Annotated in this window: 18 protein-coding genes and 2 tRNA genes; 10 read left to right on the forward strand and 10 right to left on the reverse strand. The window is 66.8% G+C overall.

Going from position 1 to position 16,353, the window contains the following annotated elements:
• Window positions 1-77 precede the first annotated feature (77 nt).
• The 7 genes from pgi to pcnB all read right to left on the reverse strand — a co-directional run bounded on the left by pgi (window position 78) and on the right by pcnB (window position 6,179).
• Entirely contained in the window at window positions 78-1,592 is a 1,515-nt protein-coding gene (gene pgi, locus ACUXVE_RS12975) for a glucose-6-phosphate isomerase (RefSeq protein WP_445514525.1), read from the reverse strand.
• The gene (gene panD / locus ACUXVE_RS12980; protein ID WP_004153087.1) at window positions 1,589-1,969 is read right to left on the reverse strand and encodes an aspartate 1-decarboxylase; all 381 of its coding nucleotides are present in this window, start codon (window positions 1,967-1,969) and stop codon (window positions 1,589-1,591) included. Before panD ends, pgi begins: the two co-directional genes overlap by 4 nt.
• Before the next feature lie 87 nt (window positions 1,970-2,056).
• Window positions 2,057-2,551 carry a hypothetical protein gene (locus ACUXVE_RS12985; RefSeq protein WP_445514526.1) on the reverse strand — a complete coding sequence of 165 codons (495 nt, stop codon included), beginning with the start codon at window positions 2,549-2,551 and terminating at the stop codon, window positions 2,057-2,059.
• Between the two features lie 73 nt (window positions 2,552-2,624).
• The gene (panC, locus tag ACUXVE_RS12990; RefSeq protein WP_032977891.1) at window positions 2,625-3,464 is read right to left on the reverse strand and encodes a pantoate--beta-alanine ligase; all 840 of its coding nucleotides are present in this window, start codon (window positions 3,462-3,464) and stop codon (window positions 2,625-2,627) included.
• The gene (panB, locus tag ACUXVE_RS12995; RefSeq protein WP_025878796.1) at window positions 3,461-4,276 is read right to left on the reverse strand and encodes a 3-methyl-2-oxobutanoate hydroxymethyltransferase; all 816 of its coding nucleotides are present in this window, start codon (window positions 4,274-4,276) and stop codon (window positions 3,461-3,463) included. The genes panC and panB overlap by 4 nt, the downstream gene beginning before the upstream one ends.
• Window positions 4,277-4,310: 34 nt before the next feature.
• Complete coding sequence (folK, locus tag ACUXVE_RS13000; RefSeq protein ID WP_222389970.1) at window positions 4,311-4,796, reverse strand: 2-amino-4-hydroxy-6-hydroxymethyldihydropteridine diphosphokinase; 486 nt, start codon at window positions 4,794-4,796, stop codon at window positions 4,311-4,313.
• 3 nt (window positions 4,797-4,799) lie between these two features.
• Window positions 4,800-6,179 (reverse strand): polynucleotide adenylyltransferase PcnB, encoded by a 1,380-nt coding sequence (gene pcnB, locus ACUXVE_RS13005; protein ID WP_222390971.1) that lies wholly within the window; start codon window positions 6,177-6,179, stop codon window positions 4,800-4,802.
• Between the two features lie 49 nt (window positions 6,180-6,228).
• Here pcnB and ACUXVE_RS13010 point away from each other — a divergent pair.
• Window positions 6,229-6,303, forward strand: a tRNA-Glu gene (locus ACUXVE_RS13010).
• Window positions 6,304-6,749: 446 nt separating this feature from the next.
• On the opposite strand, the gene ACUXVE_RS13015 is transcribed toward ACUXVE_RS13010, so the two are convergent.
• Complete coding sequence (locus tag ACUXVE_RS13015) at window positions 6,750-8,174, reverse strand: sugar porter family MFS transporter (protein WP_117310098.1); 1,425 nt, start codon at window positions 8,172-8,174, stop codon at window positions 6,750-6,752.
• 185 nt (window positions 8,175-8,359) lie between these two features.
• On the opposite strand from ACUXVE_RS13015, the gene fdxA reads away from it, so the two are divergent.
• Window positions 8,360-8,683, forward strand: a complete 324-nt coding sequence (gene fdxA / locus ACUXVE_RS13020) for a ferredoxin FdxA (protein ID WP_005409054.1) — start codon at window positions 8,360-8,362, stop codon at window positions 8,681-8,683.
• 238 nt (window positions 8,684-8,921) lie between these two features.
• Here fdxA and ACUXVE_RS13025 read toward each other — a convergent pair whose 3' ends face one another.
• Together ACUXVE_RS13025 and dapA are read right to left on the reverse strand one after the other, a co-directional pair.
• A complete protein-coding gene (locus ACUXVE_RS13025; RefSeq protein ID WP_025879442.1) occupies window positions 8,922-9,437 on the reverse strand; it encodes a hypothetical protein in 516 nt (171 codons plus the stop codon).
• A gap of 32 nt (window positions 9,438-9,469) precedes the next feature.
• On the reverse strand, window positions 9,470-10,363 hold the full coding sequence (dapA, locus tag ACUXVE_RS13030) for a 4-hydroxy-tetrahydrodipicolinate synthase (protein WP_025879443.1): 894 nt from the start codon (window positions 10,361-10,363) through the stop codon (window positions 9,470-9,472).
• A gap of 164 nt (window positions 10,364-10,527) precedes the next feature.
• On the opposite strand from dapA, the gene ACUXVE_RS13035 reads away from it, so the two are divergent.
• The 8 genes from ACUXVE_RS13035 (at window position 10,528) to ACUXVE_RS13070 (ending at window position 16,351) form a co-directional block, all read left to right on the forward strand.
• Window positions 10,528-11,088 (forward strand): glycine cleavage system protein R, encoded by a 561-nt coding sequence (locus tag ACUXVE_RS13035; RefSeq protein ID WP_025879444.1) that lies wholly within the window; start codon window positions 10,528-10,530, stop codon window positions 11,086-11,088.
• A gap of 91 nt (window positions 11,089-11,179) precedes the next feature.
• On the forward strand, window positions 11,180-11,659 hold the full coding sequence (locus ACUXVE_RS13040) for a peroxiredoxin (RefSeq protein WP_093820011.1): 480 nt from the start codon (window positions 11,180-11,182) through the stop codon (window positions 11,657-11,659).
• Between the two features lie 84 nt (window positions 11,660-11,743).
• The gene (locus tag ACUXVE_RS13045) at window positions 11,744-13,144 is read left to right on the forward strand and encodes a PhoH family protein (RefSeq protein WP_025879446.1); all 1,401 of its coding nucleotides are present in this window, start codon (window positions 11,744-11,746) and stop codon (window positions 13,142-13,144) included.
• Window positions 13,141-13,647 (forward strand): hypothetical protein, encoded by a 507-nt coding sequence (locus ACUXVE_RS13050; protein ID WP_445514527.1) that lies wholly within the window; start codon window positions 13,141-13,143, stop codon window positions 13,645-13,647. Before ACUXVE_RS13045 ends, ACUXVE_RS13050 begins: the two co-directional genes overlap by 4 nt.
• Before the next feature lie 10 nt (window positions 13,648-13,657).
• On the forward strand, window positions 13,658-14,326 hold the full coding sequence (locus ACUXVE_RS13055; RefSeq protein ID WP_059063786.1) for a YoaK family protein: 669 nt from the start codon (window positions 13,658-13,660) through the stop codon (window positions 14,324-14,326).
• 228 nt (window positions 14,327-14,554) lie between these two features.
• Complete coding sequence (gene thiD, locus ACUXVE_RS13060; protein WP_445514528.1) at window positions 14,555-15,364, forward strand: bifunctional hydroxymethylpyrimidine kinase/phosphomethylpyrimidine kinase; 810 nt, start codon at window positions 14,555-14,557, stop codon at window positions 15,362-15,364.
• On the forward strand, window positions 15,361-16,287 hold the full coding sequence (locus ACUXVE_RS13065) for an alpha/beta hydrolase family protein (protein ID WP_093820017.1): 927 nt from the start codon (window positions 15,361-15,363) through the stop codon (window positions 16,285-16,287). The genes thiD and ACUXVE_RS13065 overlap by 4 nt, the downstream gene beginning before the upstream one ends.
• Window positions 16,278-16,351: transfer RNA gene (locus tag ACUXVE_RS13070), tRNA-Arg, on the forward strand. The genes ACUXVE_RS13065 and ACUXVE_RS13070 overlap by 10 nt, the downstream gene beginning before the upstream one ends.
• Window positions 16,352-16,353: the final 2 nt, after the last annotated feature.

Genomic DNA, 16,353 nt, shown 5'->3' on the forward strand with positions numbered 1-16,353 from the left:
TCGCCGGGCATGGCCCGGCGCTACCGGCATGACGAAGGGTAGCGCCGGGCCATGCCCGGCGGCATTCCCCGCCCGCGTCAGCCCTTCAGCTGCGCCAGCAGCTCACGGGTCAGCGGATCATTGATCTGGACATCCTCGCCCTGCAGGGCCGGCAGCAGGCCACTGGCCAGCTGCTTGCCCAGTTCGACACCGAACTGGTCGAAAGCGTTGATGTTCCAGATCACCGACTGCACGTACACCGCGTGCTCGTACATCGCGATCAACGCGCCCAGCGCCTGCGGGGTAAGCGCGTCGAGCAGGATCATCGTGCTCGGGCGGCCGCCCGGGTAATCGCGGTGCGGATCGTCGCTGCCCTGGCCGTTGGCCAGTGCTTCGGTCTGCGCCAGCAGGTTGGCCATCAGCGCCTGGTGGTTGACCGTATACGGATCATCGCTGTGCACGCAGCCGATGAAATCGGCCGGGATGATGCTGGTGCCCTGGTGCAGCGCCTGGAAGAAGCTGTGCTGCACATCGGTGCCCGCACCGCCCCACCACACCGGCACGGTGTCGGTGGTGACCGGCTGGCCATCGCGCTGCACGCGCTTGCCCAGGCTTTCCATCACCAGCTGCTGCAGATAGGCCGGCAGCAGCGCCAGGCGCTGGTCGTAGGTCATCACCGCATGCGTGGCGTGGCCCAGCAGATTACGGTTCCAGATGTCGGTCAGGCCGTGCAGCACCGGCAGGTTGCGCTCCAACGGCGCGTCCAGTGCATGCGCATCCATCTGCGCGGCACCTTCCAGCAGCTGCTCGAAGCGCTCGAAGCCGATGGCCAGTGCGATCGGGAAACCGACGGCCGACCACAGCGAATAGCGGCCGCCCACCCAGTCCCACATCGGCAGCACGCGCTCGGCGGCGATGGCGAAGGCCTTGGCGGCGCGTTCCGGATTGGCGCTGACCGCGTACAGACGGTCGCTGCCGCCCAGCCAGTCATGCAGGATCTGGCCGTTGAGCAGGGTTTCCTGGGTACCAAAGGTCTTGGAAATGAGGATGCCGGCGGTCTTCGCCGGATCCAGCGTGGCCAGCGTGCGCTGCATGGCGGCGCCGTCCACGTTGGACACGAAATGCACGCGCAGGCGTGCGCCTGTGACCGGGCGCAGCGCATCGGCGACCAGTCGCGGGCCGAGATCGGAACCGCCAATGCCGACGCTGACCACATCGGTCACGCCGCTGTCTTCCAGCGCGCGCACCAGCACGCCCATGCGCTGGCGGATGCCGCGCGCGGTGGCATAGGCCTCGGCCGCCACCGGCGCATCGACTACATCACCGCGCAACGCGGTATGCAGCGCAGCGCGGCCTTCGGTCAGGTTGACCTGTTCGCCACGGAACAGGCGCGTGATGGCGCCGCCGACATCACGTTCGGCAGCCAGCGCCAACAGCGCCTGCAACGCTGCGGCATCGTATTTCTGCCGGGCGAAGTTGACATACAACGGACCGACCCGCAGCGCCAGGTCCTGTACACGGCCGGGTTCGGCGGCGAGCAGGCCGGGAATGCTTGCGCCCTTCAGGCGCTGGGCGTGGGAATGCAGCGAGTCGAATCCGTTGTTCGTTGTCATGCGGCCTGGGTCGGGATCGTGTCGTTGGTGTGGGAGATCTGGTTGTTGCCATCCACGTACACCAGCTTCGGCTTGAAGCTGTCGGCTTCCTGCTCGGTCATGCTGGCGAAGGCGGCAATGATGATGATGTCACCGACCTGCACGTGGCGCGCAGCGCCACCATTGAGCGAGACGACACCGCTGCCGGCTTCGGCGCGGATCGCATAGGTCGAGAAGCGCGCACCGTTGGTCACGTCCCAGATGTGCACCTGCTCGAACTCACGGATGCCGGTGGCAGCCAGCAGGTTGTCATCGATGGCGATGGAGCCTTCGTAGTTCAGCTCGGAATGGGTGACGGTGGCGCGGTGGATCTTGGTCTTGAGCAGGGACAGGTGCATGGGGGCGCTGCAACGGCAAAGGAAAGAGCGGATTCTAGCACCCACGCGGCAACCGTCAGGTAGCGGCCGCAGGATGCTGAAGACCGTTCAGCCGGTGCGCTGCTGCGCGCCCGGCGATGGCGCCGCGGCACCGGCCAGCACGGCCCGGAACACGCCATGGAACGCCAGTCCGGCCATCAGGCCGAATCCGGCCGCCACCAGTACCGAAAAGGCATAGCTGGCCCAGTCGAAGTTGCCCGCAGAGGACAGCTGGCTCATCAGAGCGCCGCCAGAGCCGTCGGGCCAGGCACAGGTGGCCATGGCCAGCGCGCCCAGCCCTGCCCCGACCAGCGCGAACCAGACCCAGCGCAGGCGGCCGGAAGACAGCAGGATCAGGCCCATCGGCAGCAGCACCGCCACGGCGTGGGCGAAGGCCAGCACGAACATCAATGCGGCCGCCAGCGCGGCCGTGGCCACTTCCTGGCCGAGACTGAGACCGGCAATCAGGCCACCGATCACCAGCGAAGGCAGCAGCGCGGCGGCGAACACCGCCAGGATCGCCGCCACGGCGCGGCGGCCGGGGCTGGCTGGAAACGAGGTCATATCGGCAGGTCGTCCTTGTCCGGCGAACACCGGGCGCCCACTGCGGGCGCCCTGCACAACCGCGCGGGGCGGTTCAGAACTCCAGGTTGTCGATCAACCGGGTGGTGCCCAGGCGTGCGGCGATCAGGGCCACGCGGCCGCCGCCATCGAAACTCGGCTCGGCCAGCTCCGGAGTGCGCAGTACCGCGTAATCCACCTGGAACCCCGCTGCCTGCAGCGCAGCGACGGCGTCGGCCTCGATGCGTTCACGCGCGTGCCCGGCCACATAGCCTTCGCGCATACCCAGCAGGGTGCGGTGAAGGGTGGTCGCCAAGGGGCGCTGCTCGGCGCTGAGGTACTGGTTGCGCGAGCTCTTGGCCAGGCCATCCTCATCGCGCACGATCTCGGCACCGACGATCTGGATCGGGAACGACAGCTCGGCCACCATCTGCTTGATGACCGCCAGCTGCTGGTAGTCCTTGCGGCCGAACACGGCTACATCCGGCTGTACCTGCAGGAACAGCCGCGCCACCACCGTGCACACGCCATCGAAATGGCCCGGGCGGCTGGCGCCTTCCAGCACCTCGCTGACGCCGGGCGCATGCATCTGCGTGGTTTTGTCCACGCCCAGCGGGTACATCGCTTCGACGCTGGGCAGCCACACCGCATCGCAGCCCACCTGCTCCAGCCCGGCCACATCGGCTTCGGGGGTGCGCGGATAGCGGCTGAAATCCTCGTTCGGCCCGAACTGTGTCGGGTTGACGAAGATGCTGGCCACCACCTTGTCGGCGTACTGCTTTGCCAGGGTGACCAGCGCGTGGTGCCCGCCGTGCAGGTTGCCCATGGTCGGCACCAGCGCCACGCGCAGGCCCTCGCCCTTCCACTGCGCGATCTGCGCGCGCAGCGCACCGAGTTCGTTGAAGGTCTGGATCATTGGGCGTACGCGTGTTCTTCGTCGGGGAAGCTGCCATCGCGCACGGCATCGGCGTAGGCACGGGTGGCGCCGGCCACCGAACCGCCTTCAGCCAGGAAGTCCTTGACGAACTTCGGGCGACGGTGGCCGCTGTCCAGGCCGAGGAAATCGTGCAGCACCAGCACCTGGCCGTCGCACTGCGGACCGGCACCGATACCGATGGTCGGCACCGGCACCGCGGCGGTGACGGCAGCAGCAACCGGGGTCGGCACGCATTCGAGCACCATGATGCTGGCACCGGCTTCAGCCACGGCCTTGGCATCGTCCACCAGCTGGCGCGCGGCATCGCCACGGCCCTGGATCTTGAAGCCACCCAGGCGCAGCACCGACTGCGGGGTCAGGCCCAGGTGCGAACAGACCGGGATCTCGCGCTCGACCAGGTAGCGGATGATGTCGACCTTGAAGCCGGCGCCTTCGATCTTGACCATCTCCGCACCCGCCTGCAGCAACTGCAGCGAAGCATCCAGCGCGCGTTCCGGGGTGGCATCGGCGCCGAACGGCAGGTCGGCGATCAGCAGCGCACGCTGCAGCACGCGGGCGACTGCGCGGGTGTGATAGACCATGTCGGCGACGGTCACCGGCAGGGTCGAATCGTGCCCCTGCACGACCATGCCCAGCGAATCGCCGATCAGGATCAGGTCGACGCCATTGGCATCGAAGGTGCGGGCAAAGCCTGCGTCGTAGGCGGTCAACATGACCAGCTTCTGGCCATTGCGCTTGGCCTCGGCCAGGGCGGGAACGGTCCAGGGCTTGCTGTCTGCGTGGGTGCTCATGTGCTGATAACCGGGGGAGATAACCCGGGCATTATCACCCTAACGGCGCGATCCCGCAGGCATCCACCCGCATCACTGCATCCCGTACGCGACCGTGGCCGGGAATGGCCAGATCGGCGGCGATTTCGGCCAACGGCACCAACACGAACGCACGCTCGTGCAGGTAGGGATGCGGCACCTTCAGCTCGGGCAGGTCCAGCACCTGCTCGCCGAACAGCAGCAGGTCCAGATCCAGCGCACGCGGCCCCCAGTGCACGGCGGGGTCGCGTACGCGGCCGAAGCGCTGCTCCAGCGCGAGCAGGGCCTGCAGCAGCTCGACGGCGGGCAGATCGGTGTCGACCGAGGCCACTGCGTTGACGAACGGCGGCTGGTCCTCGTTGCCCCATGCCGGCGTCGCATACAACCGCGAGGCCTGCGTCAGCCGGGTTCCGGGCAGCCCGTCCAGCGCGGCAATGGCCGCGCGGACGGTGTTGGCTGCGTCGCCAAGATTGGCGCCCAGCCCGATCCAGGCACCGGTCATGGATTACTCGGCAGCACCGGCAGCTGCGCCATCGGGACGACGACGGCGACGACGACGCTTGCGCGGCGCTCCACCCTCCTCATCGCCGGCATCGCTGTGCAGGGAATCCAGCGACGAATCCAGCTCATGCCCGGACTGCGCCTGCGCTTCACGCCAGAACGCAACGTCGGCTTCGTGCTCTGCCGATGCCACCTGGCGCAGGGCCAGGAAATCGAAGGCGGCACGGAAACGGGGGTGGCTGAGCGTGCGCATCACGCGCTTGCGCTGGCGCGAACTGAAGCGCGCCTGCAGCAGCCAGATCTCCTGCATCGGCAGCGAGAAACGGCGCGGCAATGCAATGGTGCTCAGCTGCTGCACGGTGACACGGTCGGCGGCACGACGCTGTGCCTCTTCCGGTGCCACGCCCTGCTTGAGCAGCATTGCCTGTGCGCGGCAATACGCCGGCCACAGGAGCAGCGCGAACAGGAACGCCGGCGACACGGGCTCGTCATTGGCCACGCGTGCATCGGTGTTGGCCAGGCCCTCGACCAGCATGCGACGCAGCGCGCCGGTGCGGTTCGACTTCAGCGCCTTGGCGCTTTCCGGGAACAGCACGTCGAACAGGCCGTAGCGTTCCAGTCCTTCGAAGCTGGCAACGCCATGCCCGGACAGGAACAGCTTCAGGACTTCCTCGAACAGGCGCGCCGGTGCGGCTTCGTTGAGCAGGCCGGCCAGCTGCGGGATCGGTGCGGCGGTGCCCTCTTCGATCTGGAAACCGAGCTTGGCCGCCAGGCGGACCGCACGCAGCATGCGCACCGGGTCTTCCTGGTAACGCTGCACCGGGTCGCCGATGAGCTTCATCAGGCGTGCCTGCACGTCTTCGAAGCCACCGGTGTAGTCACGCACCGAGAAGTCCTCGATGGCGTAATACAGGGCATTGCAGGTGAAGTCGCGGCGGATGGCGTCGTCTTCGATGCTGCCGTACACGTTGTCGCGCACGAGCATGCCGTTTTCCATTTCGCGGTCGCCGCTGCCGTCATCGATGTTGGCACGGAAGGTGGCGACTTCGATGATCTCGCGGCCGAACACAACATGGGCCAGGCGGAAACGGCGGCCGATCAGGCGGCAGTTGCGGAACAACTGCTTGACCTGTTCGGGCGTGGCATCGGTGGCCACGTCGAAATCCTTGGGTTGGCCATTGACCAGCAGATCGCGCACCGCGCCGCCGACAAGGTAGGCGCCGAAGCCGGCATCGCGCAGTCGATAAAGCACGCGCAACGCGTTCGGGCTGATGTCCTTGCGGGAGATCGTGTGCTGGTCGCGCGGGATGACGCGCAGGCTGAACGGTGATGTAGCAGAGGAAATGATGTTGGCGCTTCCGGTTGAAGTTTCGGGATTGCCCAATGGCATCGAGGTGCATATACTAGCGCTCCTGCACCGGCAGCGACACACTGCTCCCTTCGTCTAGTGGTTAGGACGTGGCCCTCTCAAGGCTAAAACAGGGGTTCGAGTCCCCTAGGGAGCACCAGTCGCCGCAGCAGGAACCGAAAAAGCCCGCCTTGTGCGGGCTTTTCTGTTTTCCGGATTCGTGTCGCCGACTGGGCTGGTCGCTTGAGCGCCTCCCTGCTATCGGCTTGAGCCGGCGGGGTCACCCAGGGCAGGACACGCCGTGAACCCATCCATGGGGTCTCGATGGCGCCATCCATGGCGCCAACGGTCCTGCCCTGGGTGACCCCGCCGGCTCTGGACGGTTTCCCGCGCGCTGCAGCAACAGCCGACCAGCGCTTCAGTGCATCCGCTGGCACCGTGAAACTGTCAGGAGGGGGCAGGCCGCCCTCTCCAGGACCGTTGGCGCCATGGATGGCGCCATCGAGCACCATGGATGGGCTTTTGCGTGTCCTGGAGAGGGCGGCCTGCCCCCTCACACCGTGGACAACCAGGCGCCGACGAAATGCAACCGAAGCCAGGCACACGTCAGCCTTCCATCTGCTCCAGCTCTTTGCCCTTGGTCTCGCGCACGTAGCGGATGACGAAGATGATCGAGAGGATCGCGGCCACGGTGTAGATGCCGTACGCACCGGCCAGGCCGATGCCGGCCAGTAGCATCGGGAAGGTCACGGTGATCGCGAAATTCGACGTCCACTGCGCCGCCCCGGCCACGGCCAACGCCGGGCCGCGGATCTGGTTCGGGAACATTTCGCCCAGCATCACCCACATCACCGGGCCCCAGGACATGTTGAAGAACACCACATAGACGTTGGCCGCTACCAGCGCCAGCCGGCCCATGCCGTCGGACAGCTGCAGGCGCCCCTCGGCCAGGCTGCCACTGGCGAAGGCCACCACCATCAGCACCAGGGCCACCGACATGCCGACCGAACCGACCCACAGCAGCGGCTTGCGGCCGATGCGATCGATCAGCACCACCGTCAGCAGGCAGGCGCCGATGCTCAGCGCACCGGACAGGACGTTGATCAGCAGCGCATCGCTTTCCGAGAAACCCACCGCCTGCCACAGCACCGCGCCGTAATAGAACACCACATTGATGCCGACCAGCTGCTGGAACATCGCCAGGCCGATACCGACCCAGACAATCGGTCGCAGCTTGCCGGTGGCCTTGTTGAGCAGGTCGCCGAATCGCGGCTTGTGCTGGTCCTGGGCCAGGCTTGCTTCGATCTCGGCCTGCTTGTTCACCGCGGCACGTTCGCCGTACAACCGGCCAAGCACCGCCCTCGCCTGCGCCTGCCGGCCCTTCATCACCAGGAAGCGCGGGCTTTCCGGGATCACCAGCAACAACAGCAGGAACAGCAGCGACGGCAGTGCCTGCATCCAGAACATCCAGCGCCAGGCTTCCTGCCCCAGCCAGAGCGGCTCGGTCGACGCACCCGCCGCCCGGGCCAGCAGATAGTTGCTGAGGAACGCGGCGAACAGGCCGCAGATGATCGCCATCTGCTGCACGGTCGCCAGCCGGCCGCGATAGCGCGCAGAGGCGACTTCGGCGATATAGGCCGGCGACATCACGCTGGCCGCACCGACAGCGAACCCGCCGAGCACGCGTGCGCAGACGAACAACCAGGAGGCATGTGCAGCGCCGGCGCCCAGCGCCGACACCAGGAACATCACGGCCGCCACGATCAGCACGCCGCGACGTCCCAGCCGATCGCCAAGCCAACCGGCCACGAACGCCCCGATTGCGCACCCCAGCAGCATCGAGGCGACCTCGAAGCCGAGCGCGGCCTCGCTGGAGTTGAAGGCCTGGCGCAGGCCGTCGACGGTGCCATTGATGACGCCACTATCGAAGCCGAACAGGAACCCGCCGAGGGTGGCGGCGCAACTGATCAGGACGATGAAGGCAGTGTTCTCACCGCCGTTGGAGGCGGCACCGGGCTGGACTGGCGACATGAAGAATCCTGCAAGGAAGGGGGCCGACCGAAGCGGGCCGGCGGCCCTGGCAGCGTCGCACAGGGCGGGCACGCCGCCAAATGGGCCCTCGCCCCCCCCATCCCCCCACTTTCACACGGCAACCGACACCGGGGGCCAACCTGTTCTAGAATTGGCAGGTTCAGAAAGCGATTCGCCCTCTACCCATGCCATTTGTCGTCACCGAAAACTGCATCAAGTGCAAACACACCGATTGCGTGGAAGTGTGTCCCGTGGATTGCTTCCACGAAGGCCCGAACTTCCTGGTGATCGACCCGGACGAGTGCATTGACTGCACCCTCTGCGAACCCGAGTGTCCGGTCAACGCGATCTTCCCGGAAGACGATGTTCCCGCTGGCCAGGAAGGTTTCGTCGCCCTCAATGCAGAACTGGCGAAGGAATGGCCGGTGCTGACCGTGCGCAAGGACCCGCCGGCCGACGCCGGTGAGTGGGATGGCAAGCCGGACAAGCTGAAGCTGCTGGAGCGCTGAGGCGCAGGCACCATGGCCCTGGTAGCTGCCGGCCCTGGTTGGCGCAAAGACGCCGACCAAGGTCGGCCCCCACCGCAGCAGGCACCAACCAGCAGGCAATGAAAAGGGCGCCCTGGGCGCCCTTTTCTGTTCCGGCCTTGGTAGCTGCCAACCTTGGTTGGCACAAAGGCGCCGACCCGGGCCGGCCTCTACCACGGCAGGTACGAACCCGCAGGGTCCGCACCCGCCCAACCGGCCATTACGGGGCCAGCTTGGCCTTCAGCGCGGCAATCAGCTTCACCGGGGCTTCGGCGGTGGCCGGCAGGCCACGCGGATCGACCGCGGAGATGTAGGCACCGGCGTCGACGGCGACCACGCGGACCAGGAAGTTGCTGCCTTCATAGGCCACGTCGTACGAACCCAGCAGCTGGGCGCGGGTAGCGATGGTCAGGCCTTCCACGCCTTCCAGCGCGGTACCGACCTTGGCGAAGGCTTCATCCTTGCTGCCGGCAATGGTGAAACCGGTGGCGCTGACGGCGGGGGCAGCGGCGGCCGGGGTGGCCGGCTTGGTCGCCGAGCTCAGGGTCGGCACCTGGTTGTTGCCGGCGCCTGCCGGCAGGTTCAGGTCCGGCGGCACTTCCAGCGGACGCACTTCCGGGGCCAGAGCGTAGTCGCCCTTGACGCCACGCTTGAAGCAACCGGTGGTGCCGGCTGCGGTGGCCACGGCAAGGAGCGCGAAGGACAGCACGCGGACGGCGGAAACGGATTGGCGCATGTGAATCTCCTGGATCAGACCAAGACGGAAGGTCAGTGGCTGGAAAGGGCTTCGAGGGCGGCGATATCGCCGGCGAGATGGTCGGCGGCAGGCGCGTGTGCGGCCGAAAGCGGCAGCAGCGGCAGGCGCAGATCGTGACCGATGCCGATCCGACGCAACAGCGCCTTGACCGGAATCGGGTTGGATTCGACACCGCAGAAGTCATGGAACGGCTGCAGGCGAGCGTCCCAGGATTCAACGGCTTCATGGTCGCGGGCAGCGGCCAGGTCGCACATCCGGCGATAGGCGCCGGGCAGCACGTTGGAACCGACCGAGATCAGACCGTCCATGCCGGCCTGGATCGAACGTGCGGCCGTGCCGTCATCGCCGGTGAGCACGGCAAACGTCGGACTGCGCAGGTCCAGCAGTGCCCGCACGCGGCCGGTGTCGCCCACCGCTTCCTTGATGCCGACGATGTTCGGATGGCTGGCGAGCTCGGCCACCGTCTCCGGCAGCATGTCGCAGCCGGTACGGCCGGGCACGTTGTACAGCACCACCGGCACTCCGGCCTGGTCGGCGACCGCGCGGTAATGCGCGATCAGGCCAGCCTGGGTCGGGCGCACGTACGGCGGGGTGACCACCAGCGCGTGGGTGGCGCCAAGCGCAGCAGCACGGCGGGTCTGCTCGATGGTTTTGGCGGTGCCGGACAGGCCGGTACCGGCCAGGACCGGAACGCGGCCGGCGATGCGTTCGACCGCGCTGGCCAGCAGCTGGTCGTACTCCGCATCGGACAGGGTGGCTGCCTCGCCGGTGGAGCCAGCAACGACAACGCCTTGGACGCCGCCCTCCAGCTGCAGGTGCAGCAGGCGCTGCCAACCGTCGGGGTCGAGTGCGCCGTCGGCCCGGAAGGGGGTCGCCAGCGCGGTGATGAGGCCGGAAAGGGACAAGGACGTGCTGCTCTTGGCTGGGGAGGGAAAACGTCCGCCACGGAAGGGCGCGGGCGTTCTGAATGTTACTTGCGGCGCGAAAGCACGGGCAAGTATGCTGGACACCGGTGGATCCCCGCCTCTGGCGGGCATTCAGACTAACGCATGCATTACCCGGAATCGCCTTGACCGACACCACCCCGCGCCCAGCGCCGAGCGAAAACCACCTCCTGATCAACGCCTATACGACGCATCCGGAGTCCCCCCTGTTGTCCGTCACCCGCCGCATCGCCGACAGCGGGTGCAATCTGGTGGATGCACGCCTGGCCACCGTGGGCCGCGACGTCTCGGTGACCGCGCTGGCCACCGGCTCCTGGGATTCGGTCGCCAAGCTGGAAGCGATGCTGACCCGGCTCGAGCGCGAGGAAGGCCTGAAGCTGGTGTGGTATCGCACCGAAGCCAAGCAGGCGCAGTCCAACCTGCTGCCGTACATCGTCGAGGTGATCGCCGCCGACAAGCCGGGCATCCTGTTCCAGCTGGCCGATTTCTTCGACCGCCAGGGCATCACCATCGAGACCCTGCAGAGCACGCGCTACCGCGCCATGCAGACCGGTGCGGAAATGTTCAGCGCACAGGTCACCATCGGCGTGCCGGCCAACATGCATATCGCCGCCCTGCGCGATGATTTCCTCGAGTTCTGCGACCACTTGAACCTGGACGCGATCATGGACCCGATGAAGTTCTGATTGAAACCCTGATTCTTCGCGCGCTCCTCACGGGCGCGTGGCGTTTCATGCAATTGTCGTAGAAAGAACCCAGGCTCGACAGAAGGACCTCATGAACAACGGCGATACCCTGGACAGCACCACCCTCTCCCTGCCGCTGGCGCTGTCCGGCGGCGCCCAGGCCACCCTCGGCGATTACGCCGGCCAGTGGCTGGTGCTGTACTTCTACCCCAAGGACAGCACCCCGGGCTGCACCACCGAAGGCATCGACTTCAACGCGCTGCTGCCCGACTTCCAGAAGGCGGGCGCGGTCGTGCTTGGCGTCTCCCGCGACTCGGTGAAGTCCCACGACAACTTCTGTGCCAAGCAGGGCTTCGCGTTCCCGCTGGTCAGTGATGCCGACGAAGCGCTGTGCAGCGCCTTCGACGTGATCAAGATGAAGAACATGTACGGCAAGCAGGTACGTGGCATCGAGCGCAGCACCTTCCTGATTTCCCCCGACAGCCGCATCGTGCAGTCATGGCGCAAGGTCAAGGTCGCCGGCCATGCCGACGCCGTCCTTTCCGAACTGAAGGCCAATCAGTCCAAGTGAGTCCCATCGCCCACTTTGTCCGCCACCACCCTGCCCTGCAGCAGGTCGTGGTGGTTTTTCCCTGTCCGTAACCAGGAACCGATGATGACCCGAGGCAAGCGCATCTACGTGCTGGATACCAACGTGCTGATGCACGATCCCACCGCGCTGTTCAAATTCGAGGAGCACGATGTCTACCTGCCCATGCAGGTGATCGAGGAGCTGGACAACGGCAAGAAGGGCACGACCGAAGCAAGCCGCAATGCGCGCCAGGTCAGCCGCTTCCTCAACGAGCTGGTGCAGGCTTCGGGCCTGGACAACCTGGCCGAGGGCATTCCGCTGCAGCGGCCGCAGGGCCTGCAGCTGCGCGGCAAGCAGAGCGTGGGCCTGCTGCGCTTCCAGACCAGCCATTTCGACGCGGGCAAGAGCTTTGGCAAGGTCATCCCGGACAACGCCATCCTCGGCGCGATCCTGGCGCTGAAGGAAGAAACGCCGGAGATCCCGGTGGTGTTCGTCTCCAAGGACATCAACCTGCGCATCAAGGCGGCCATCGCCGGCATCGTCTCGGAAGACTACGAGAACGACCGCGCGCTGGACGATTTCAGCCTGCTCTACACCGGCGCCACCGAGCTGCCGGAAGACTTCTGGAAGCGCCACGGCGAGGATCTGCGCAGCTGGAGCGACAAGGGCCGCACGCACTACGAAATCCTCGCCCAGGACGGCGAAGAGTGGTACCCGAACCAGTACGTGTACCTGCCGGGCGAAGATGAAGTCGAGCTGCGCGTCAGCAGGATCGTCGGCGATGGCAAGGTGGTGTTGTCGCTGGTCGATGACTTCCGCCACGGCAGCCATGCCGTGTGGGGCATCAGCGCGCGCAACCGCGAGCAGAACTTCGCACTCAACGCACTGATGGATCCGGAGATCGACTTCGTCACCCTGCTCGGTACTGCCGGCACCGGCAAGACCCTGCTGGCACTGGCCGCCGGCCTGGCGCAGACGATGGACCAGCAGCGCTACCGCGAGATCATCATGACCCGCGCCACGGTCAGCGTCGGCGAGGACATCGGCTTCCTGCCCGGTACCGAGGAAGAGAAGATGACGCCGTGGATGGGCGCGCTGACCGACAACCTGGAAGTGCTGACGCACAACCAGGAAGGCGGCACCTGGGGCCGCCAGGCCACCAACGACCTCCTCGCCAGCCGCATCAAGATCCGCTCGATGAACTTCATGCGCGGCCGTACGTTCCTGTCGCGTTACCTGATCCTGGACGAGGCGCAGAACCTGACCCCCAAGCAGATGAAGACGCTGATCACCCGTGCCGGCCCCGGCACCAAGATCGTCTGCCTCGGCAACGTCGAACAGATCGACACCCCGTACCTGACCGAAACCACGTCGGGCCTGACCTATGCCGTGGACCGCTTCAAGAACTGGCCGCACAGCGCGCACATCACGCTGCGTCGCGGTGAACGCTCGCGACTGGCCGATTACGCCTCGGAGGTGTTGTGAACCGCTGCACCCGTCTGCTGCTGCCATCGCTGGCCGCCGCCATTGCCACGCTGCTCGGTGCCTGCGCGACCACGCAGGGACCGGCCAGCGTGCCGACCACAGAACGCAGTGGCCAGTCCTGGGTGGTCACCCGCCCGATCATCGCCGCGCAGGTGCTCGACACCTGCTCGCGCCCCAGCCCCGGCCGCGAGGCCGGGCGGGTCAGCGGCTACTGGGCGCCGAGCCGGCAGCAGGTGGACCAGCTGGAAGCGAAGCTGGCATCGCTGGAAGCGCAGGTGCCACACGTGCTGGATTTCGATCGCCAGTACGTCGGCATCGAGCTGGATGGAAAGCAGGTGATCTACATCAACGCGTTCCATCTGCCTGAAGACAACAGCCTCCGGCCCGCCCGCGAGGCGGTACGGGTGTGCGATGGCGGCGCGCAGTTCTGGGGCGCGGTCTTCGACCCGGCCAGCGGGACCTTCAGCGAGCTGCAGTTCAACGGCGGCTTCGGCGGGCCCTGAGGGGCCTGCCATGGGAATCCGCCTGCCCACCTGGGTCTGGATCGGCGCGGTCGCCCTGTCGTGCGTGGCCGGCATGGTCAATGTGGTTGGCTTCCTCGGTTTTGAACATCAGGCGGTCAGCCACATGACCGGCAGCACCAGCCAGCTCGGCATGGCACTGGCGCAAGGTGACTGGCGCGCGGTCGGCCATCTGTGGGGGCTGCTGATCGCGTTTTCGCTGGGCGCGATGGTCAGCGGACTGCTGATCCAGGACAGCGCACTGCAGCTCGGCCGGCGCTACGGCGTGGCGCTGGCATTGGAATCGCTGTTGCTGCTGGCGGCCATTCCGCTGTTCAAGCAGCATCAGATATGGGGCGCATTGGCGGCCGCGATGGCCTGCGGACTGCAGAATGCGATGGCCACCACCTTCAGTGGTGCCGTCGTACGCACCACTCATCTCAGCGGCATGTTCACCGATCTCGGCATCGGCCTGGGCCACCTGCTGCGCGGGCTGCCGCTGCAGGTACGACGCCTGACCCTGAGCGGCCTGATCATCAGCGGCTTCCTTGCTGGCGGCGTGATCGGCGCCTGGCTGTTCGTGCGCTGGCAGTACGACGCCCTGCTGGCCCCTGCCCTGCTGACCGGCCTGACCGGGCTGGGCTATGTGTCCTACCAGCAGTGGGCACGCTGGCGGCGTTGAGCATGGCGTCATCCACGCATGGCGTGGATCTGCGTTGTCCATCCGATCTTTTCCGCGATATCCACGCATGGCGTGGATCTACTGACAGTCACCAGGAAGCTATCGACACCGCCCCGCCTCCCCCGCAGAAATCCAGAGCCGCTGTTGCTGTTGCCCCGGCTTCTGCCGGTGGCGGGCGCAGCCCGGCCGGCACTACCCCCTGGCAAGGCAGCACGGCACAATCGCTGCATGAGCCCGACCACCCCCGTTTCCGCCCTGACCATCGCCGGCTCCGATTCCGGCGGCGGCGCCGGCATCCAGGCCGACCTGAAGGCCTTCGCCGCGCATCGCGTGCATGGCCTGTCGGTGATCGCCGCACTGACCGCGCAGAACACCCGCGGTGTGCGCGCCGTGCACGTGCCACCGATCGACTTCCTGCACGCGCAGATCGAAGCCTGCTTCGACGACTTCGACATCCACGCGGTGAAGCTGGGCATGCTGGCCAACGCCGAGGTGATCCACGCGGTGGCCGATGCACTGGAACGCCATCGACCACCGCACGTGGTGCTCGACCCGGTGATGGTCGCCACCAGCGGTGCGCGCCTGCTGGAGGACAGCGCGCTGCAGGCAATGCGCCAACGGCTGCTGCCACTGGCCACCCTGGTCACCCCCAATGCACCCGAAGCGGAGCTGCTGGTCGGCCGCAGCATCGCCAATGGCAACGACGCAGAGCGGGCCGCCGCCTCGCTCCTTGATCTGGGCGCCGGTGCGGTGCTGTTGAAGGGGGGGCACCTGCACGAAGGCAACCGCGTGGTCGACCGCTACTTCGACGGCGTCAGCAACGAAGAATTCATCCATGCCCGCCTGCCACTGGATGCGCATGGCACGGGCTGCACGCTGGCCTCGGCCATCGCCGCGCAGCTCTGCAACGGGCTGAGCCTGGCCAACGCCTGCGAAGCCGGCATCGACTACGTGGCGCGCGGATTGCAGCAGGGCTATGCGCCCGGGCGCAGCGAGGTGCTGGTTCTGGACCACTTCGGCGCGGCGCCCCACGCATGAGCGATTCGCCACGCGCGCTCACCGTGAACAGCGGCGATGGCCACCGTTTCGATGTGATCGCCTGCGTGCCCGCACAGCCGCTGGCACGGCTGTTGTGGCTGCCGGCGCTGGGCGTGGCCGCGCGCCACTACCTGCCGCTGGCGCAGGCACTTGCAGCCAGGGGCGTGGCGGTCTACCTGCACGAATGGCGTGGCAATGGCAGCAGCTCGCTGCGACCGTCGCGCAGCCAGGATTGGGGCTACAGGCAGATTCTCGACCACGATCTGCCGGCCAGCCAGGCCCTGCTCGCCGACGCTGATGCTGGCCAGAACGCGCTGCCATGGATCATCGGTGGCCACAGCCTGGGCGGGCAGCTGGCCTGCGTGCACGCCGGACGCCAGCCACAGGCGTTCGATCGATTGTGGCTTGCCGCCAGCGGCACACCGTTCTGGCGCACGTTCCCGCCACCACGCGGTTGGCTGCTGCCACTGATCTATCGCTTCCTGCCGTGGATCGCGCGACGCCAGGGCGTGCTGCACGGGCGCCGGCTCGGTTTCGGCGGCACCGAAGCACGCGGACTGATCGCCGACTGGGCACGCGTAGGGCTGAGCAATCACTACGCCGCCGCAGGCATGGACGAGGACCTGGATGCGCAGATGGCGCGCGTGCACGGCAGTGCGCAGGCGGTGCTGATGGAAGACGATTGGCTGGCGCCGACCGGATCAATGCAGGCGCTGCTGGCGAAACTGCCGGATGTCGCCTCGGAATTACGCGTGCTTTCTGCGCAGGAGCTGGGTACGCAGGCCGATCACTTCGCTTGGATGAAACACCCGGAGGCTGTCGCAGAGGCGTTTTTCATTCAGTTGGGTGAAAATTTTCACAAAAGCGTTGACGACTCGCGCCGACATCCGCATAATTCCGCTCCTGTCGCAGGGCGCCCGTAGCTCAGTTGGATAGAGTACCTGGCTACGAACCAGGCGGTCGGGAGTTCGAATCTCTCCGGGCGCACC

The organism is Stenotrophomonas sp. 3(2025) (genome assembly GCF_052665395.1).

Coding starts and splice junctions, on each gene's coding strand:
- thiD (WP_445514528.1), top strand. CDS start 14,555: ATGAGCCCGACCACCCCCGTTTCCGCCCTGACCATCGCCGGCTCCGAT.
- ACUXVE_RS13055 (WP_059063786.1), top strand. CDS start 13,658: ATGGGAATCCGCCTGCCCACCTGGGTCTGGATCGGCGCGGTCGCCCTG.
- pgi (WP_445514525.1), bottom strand. CDS start 1,592: ATGACAACGAACAACGGATTCGACTCGCTGCATTCCCACGCCCAGCGC.
- panB (WP_025878796.1), bottom strand. CDS start 4,276: ATGAGCACCCACGCAGACAGCAAGCCCTGGACCGTTCCCGCCCTGGCC.
- ACUXVE_RS12985 (WP_445514526.1), bottom strand. CDS start 2,551: ATGACCTCGTTTCCAGCCAGCCCCGGCCGCCGCGCCGTGGCGGCGATC.
- folK (WP_222389970.1), bottom strand. CDS start 4,796: ATGACCGGTGCCTGGATCGGGCTGGGCGCCAATCTTGGCGACGCAGCC.
- fdxA (WP_005409054.1), top strand. CDS start 8,360: ATGCCATTTGTCGTCACCGAAAACTGCATCAAGTGCAAACACACCGAT.
- ACUXVE_RS13065 (WP_093820017.1), top strand. CDS start 15,361: ATGAGCGATTCGCCACGCGCGCTCACCGTGAACAGCGGCGATGGCCAC.
- ACUXVE_RS13045 (WP_025879446.1), top strand. CDS start 11,744: ATGACCCGAGGCAAGCGCATCTACGTGCTGGATACCAACGTGCTGATG.
- ACUXVE_RS13025 (WP_025879442.1), bottom strand. CDS start 9,437: ATGCGCCAATCCGTTTCCGCCGTCCGCGTGCTGTCCTTCGCGCTCCTT.
- panD (WP_004153087.1), bottom strand. CDS start 1,969: ATGCACCTGTCCCTGCTCAAGACCAAGATCCACCGCGCCACCGTCACC.
- panC (WP_032977891.1), bottom strand. CDS start 3,464: ATGATCCAGACCTTCAACGAACTCGGTGCGCTGCGCGCGCAGATCGCG.
- ACUXVE_RS13015 (WP_117310098.1), bottom strand. CDS start 8,174: ATGTCGCCAGTCCAGCCCGGTGCCGCCTCCAACGGCGGTGAGAACACT.
- ACUXVE_RS13040 (WP_093820011.1), top strand. CDS start 11,180: ATGAACAACGGCGATACCCTGGACAGCACCACCCTCTCCCTGCCGCTG.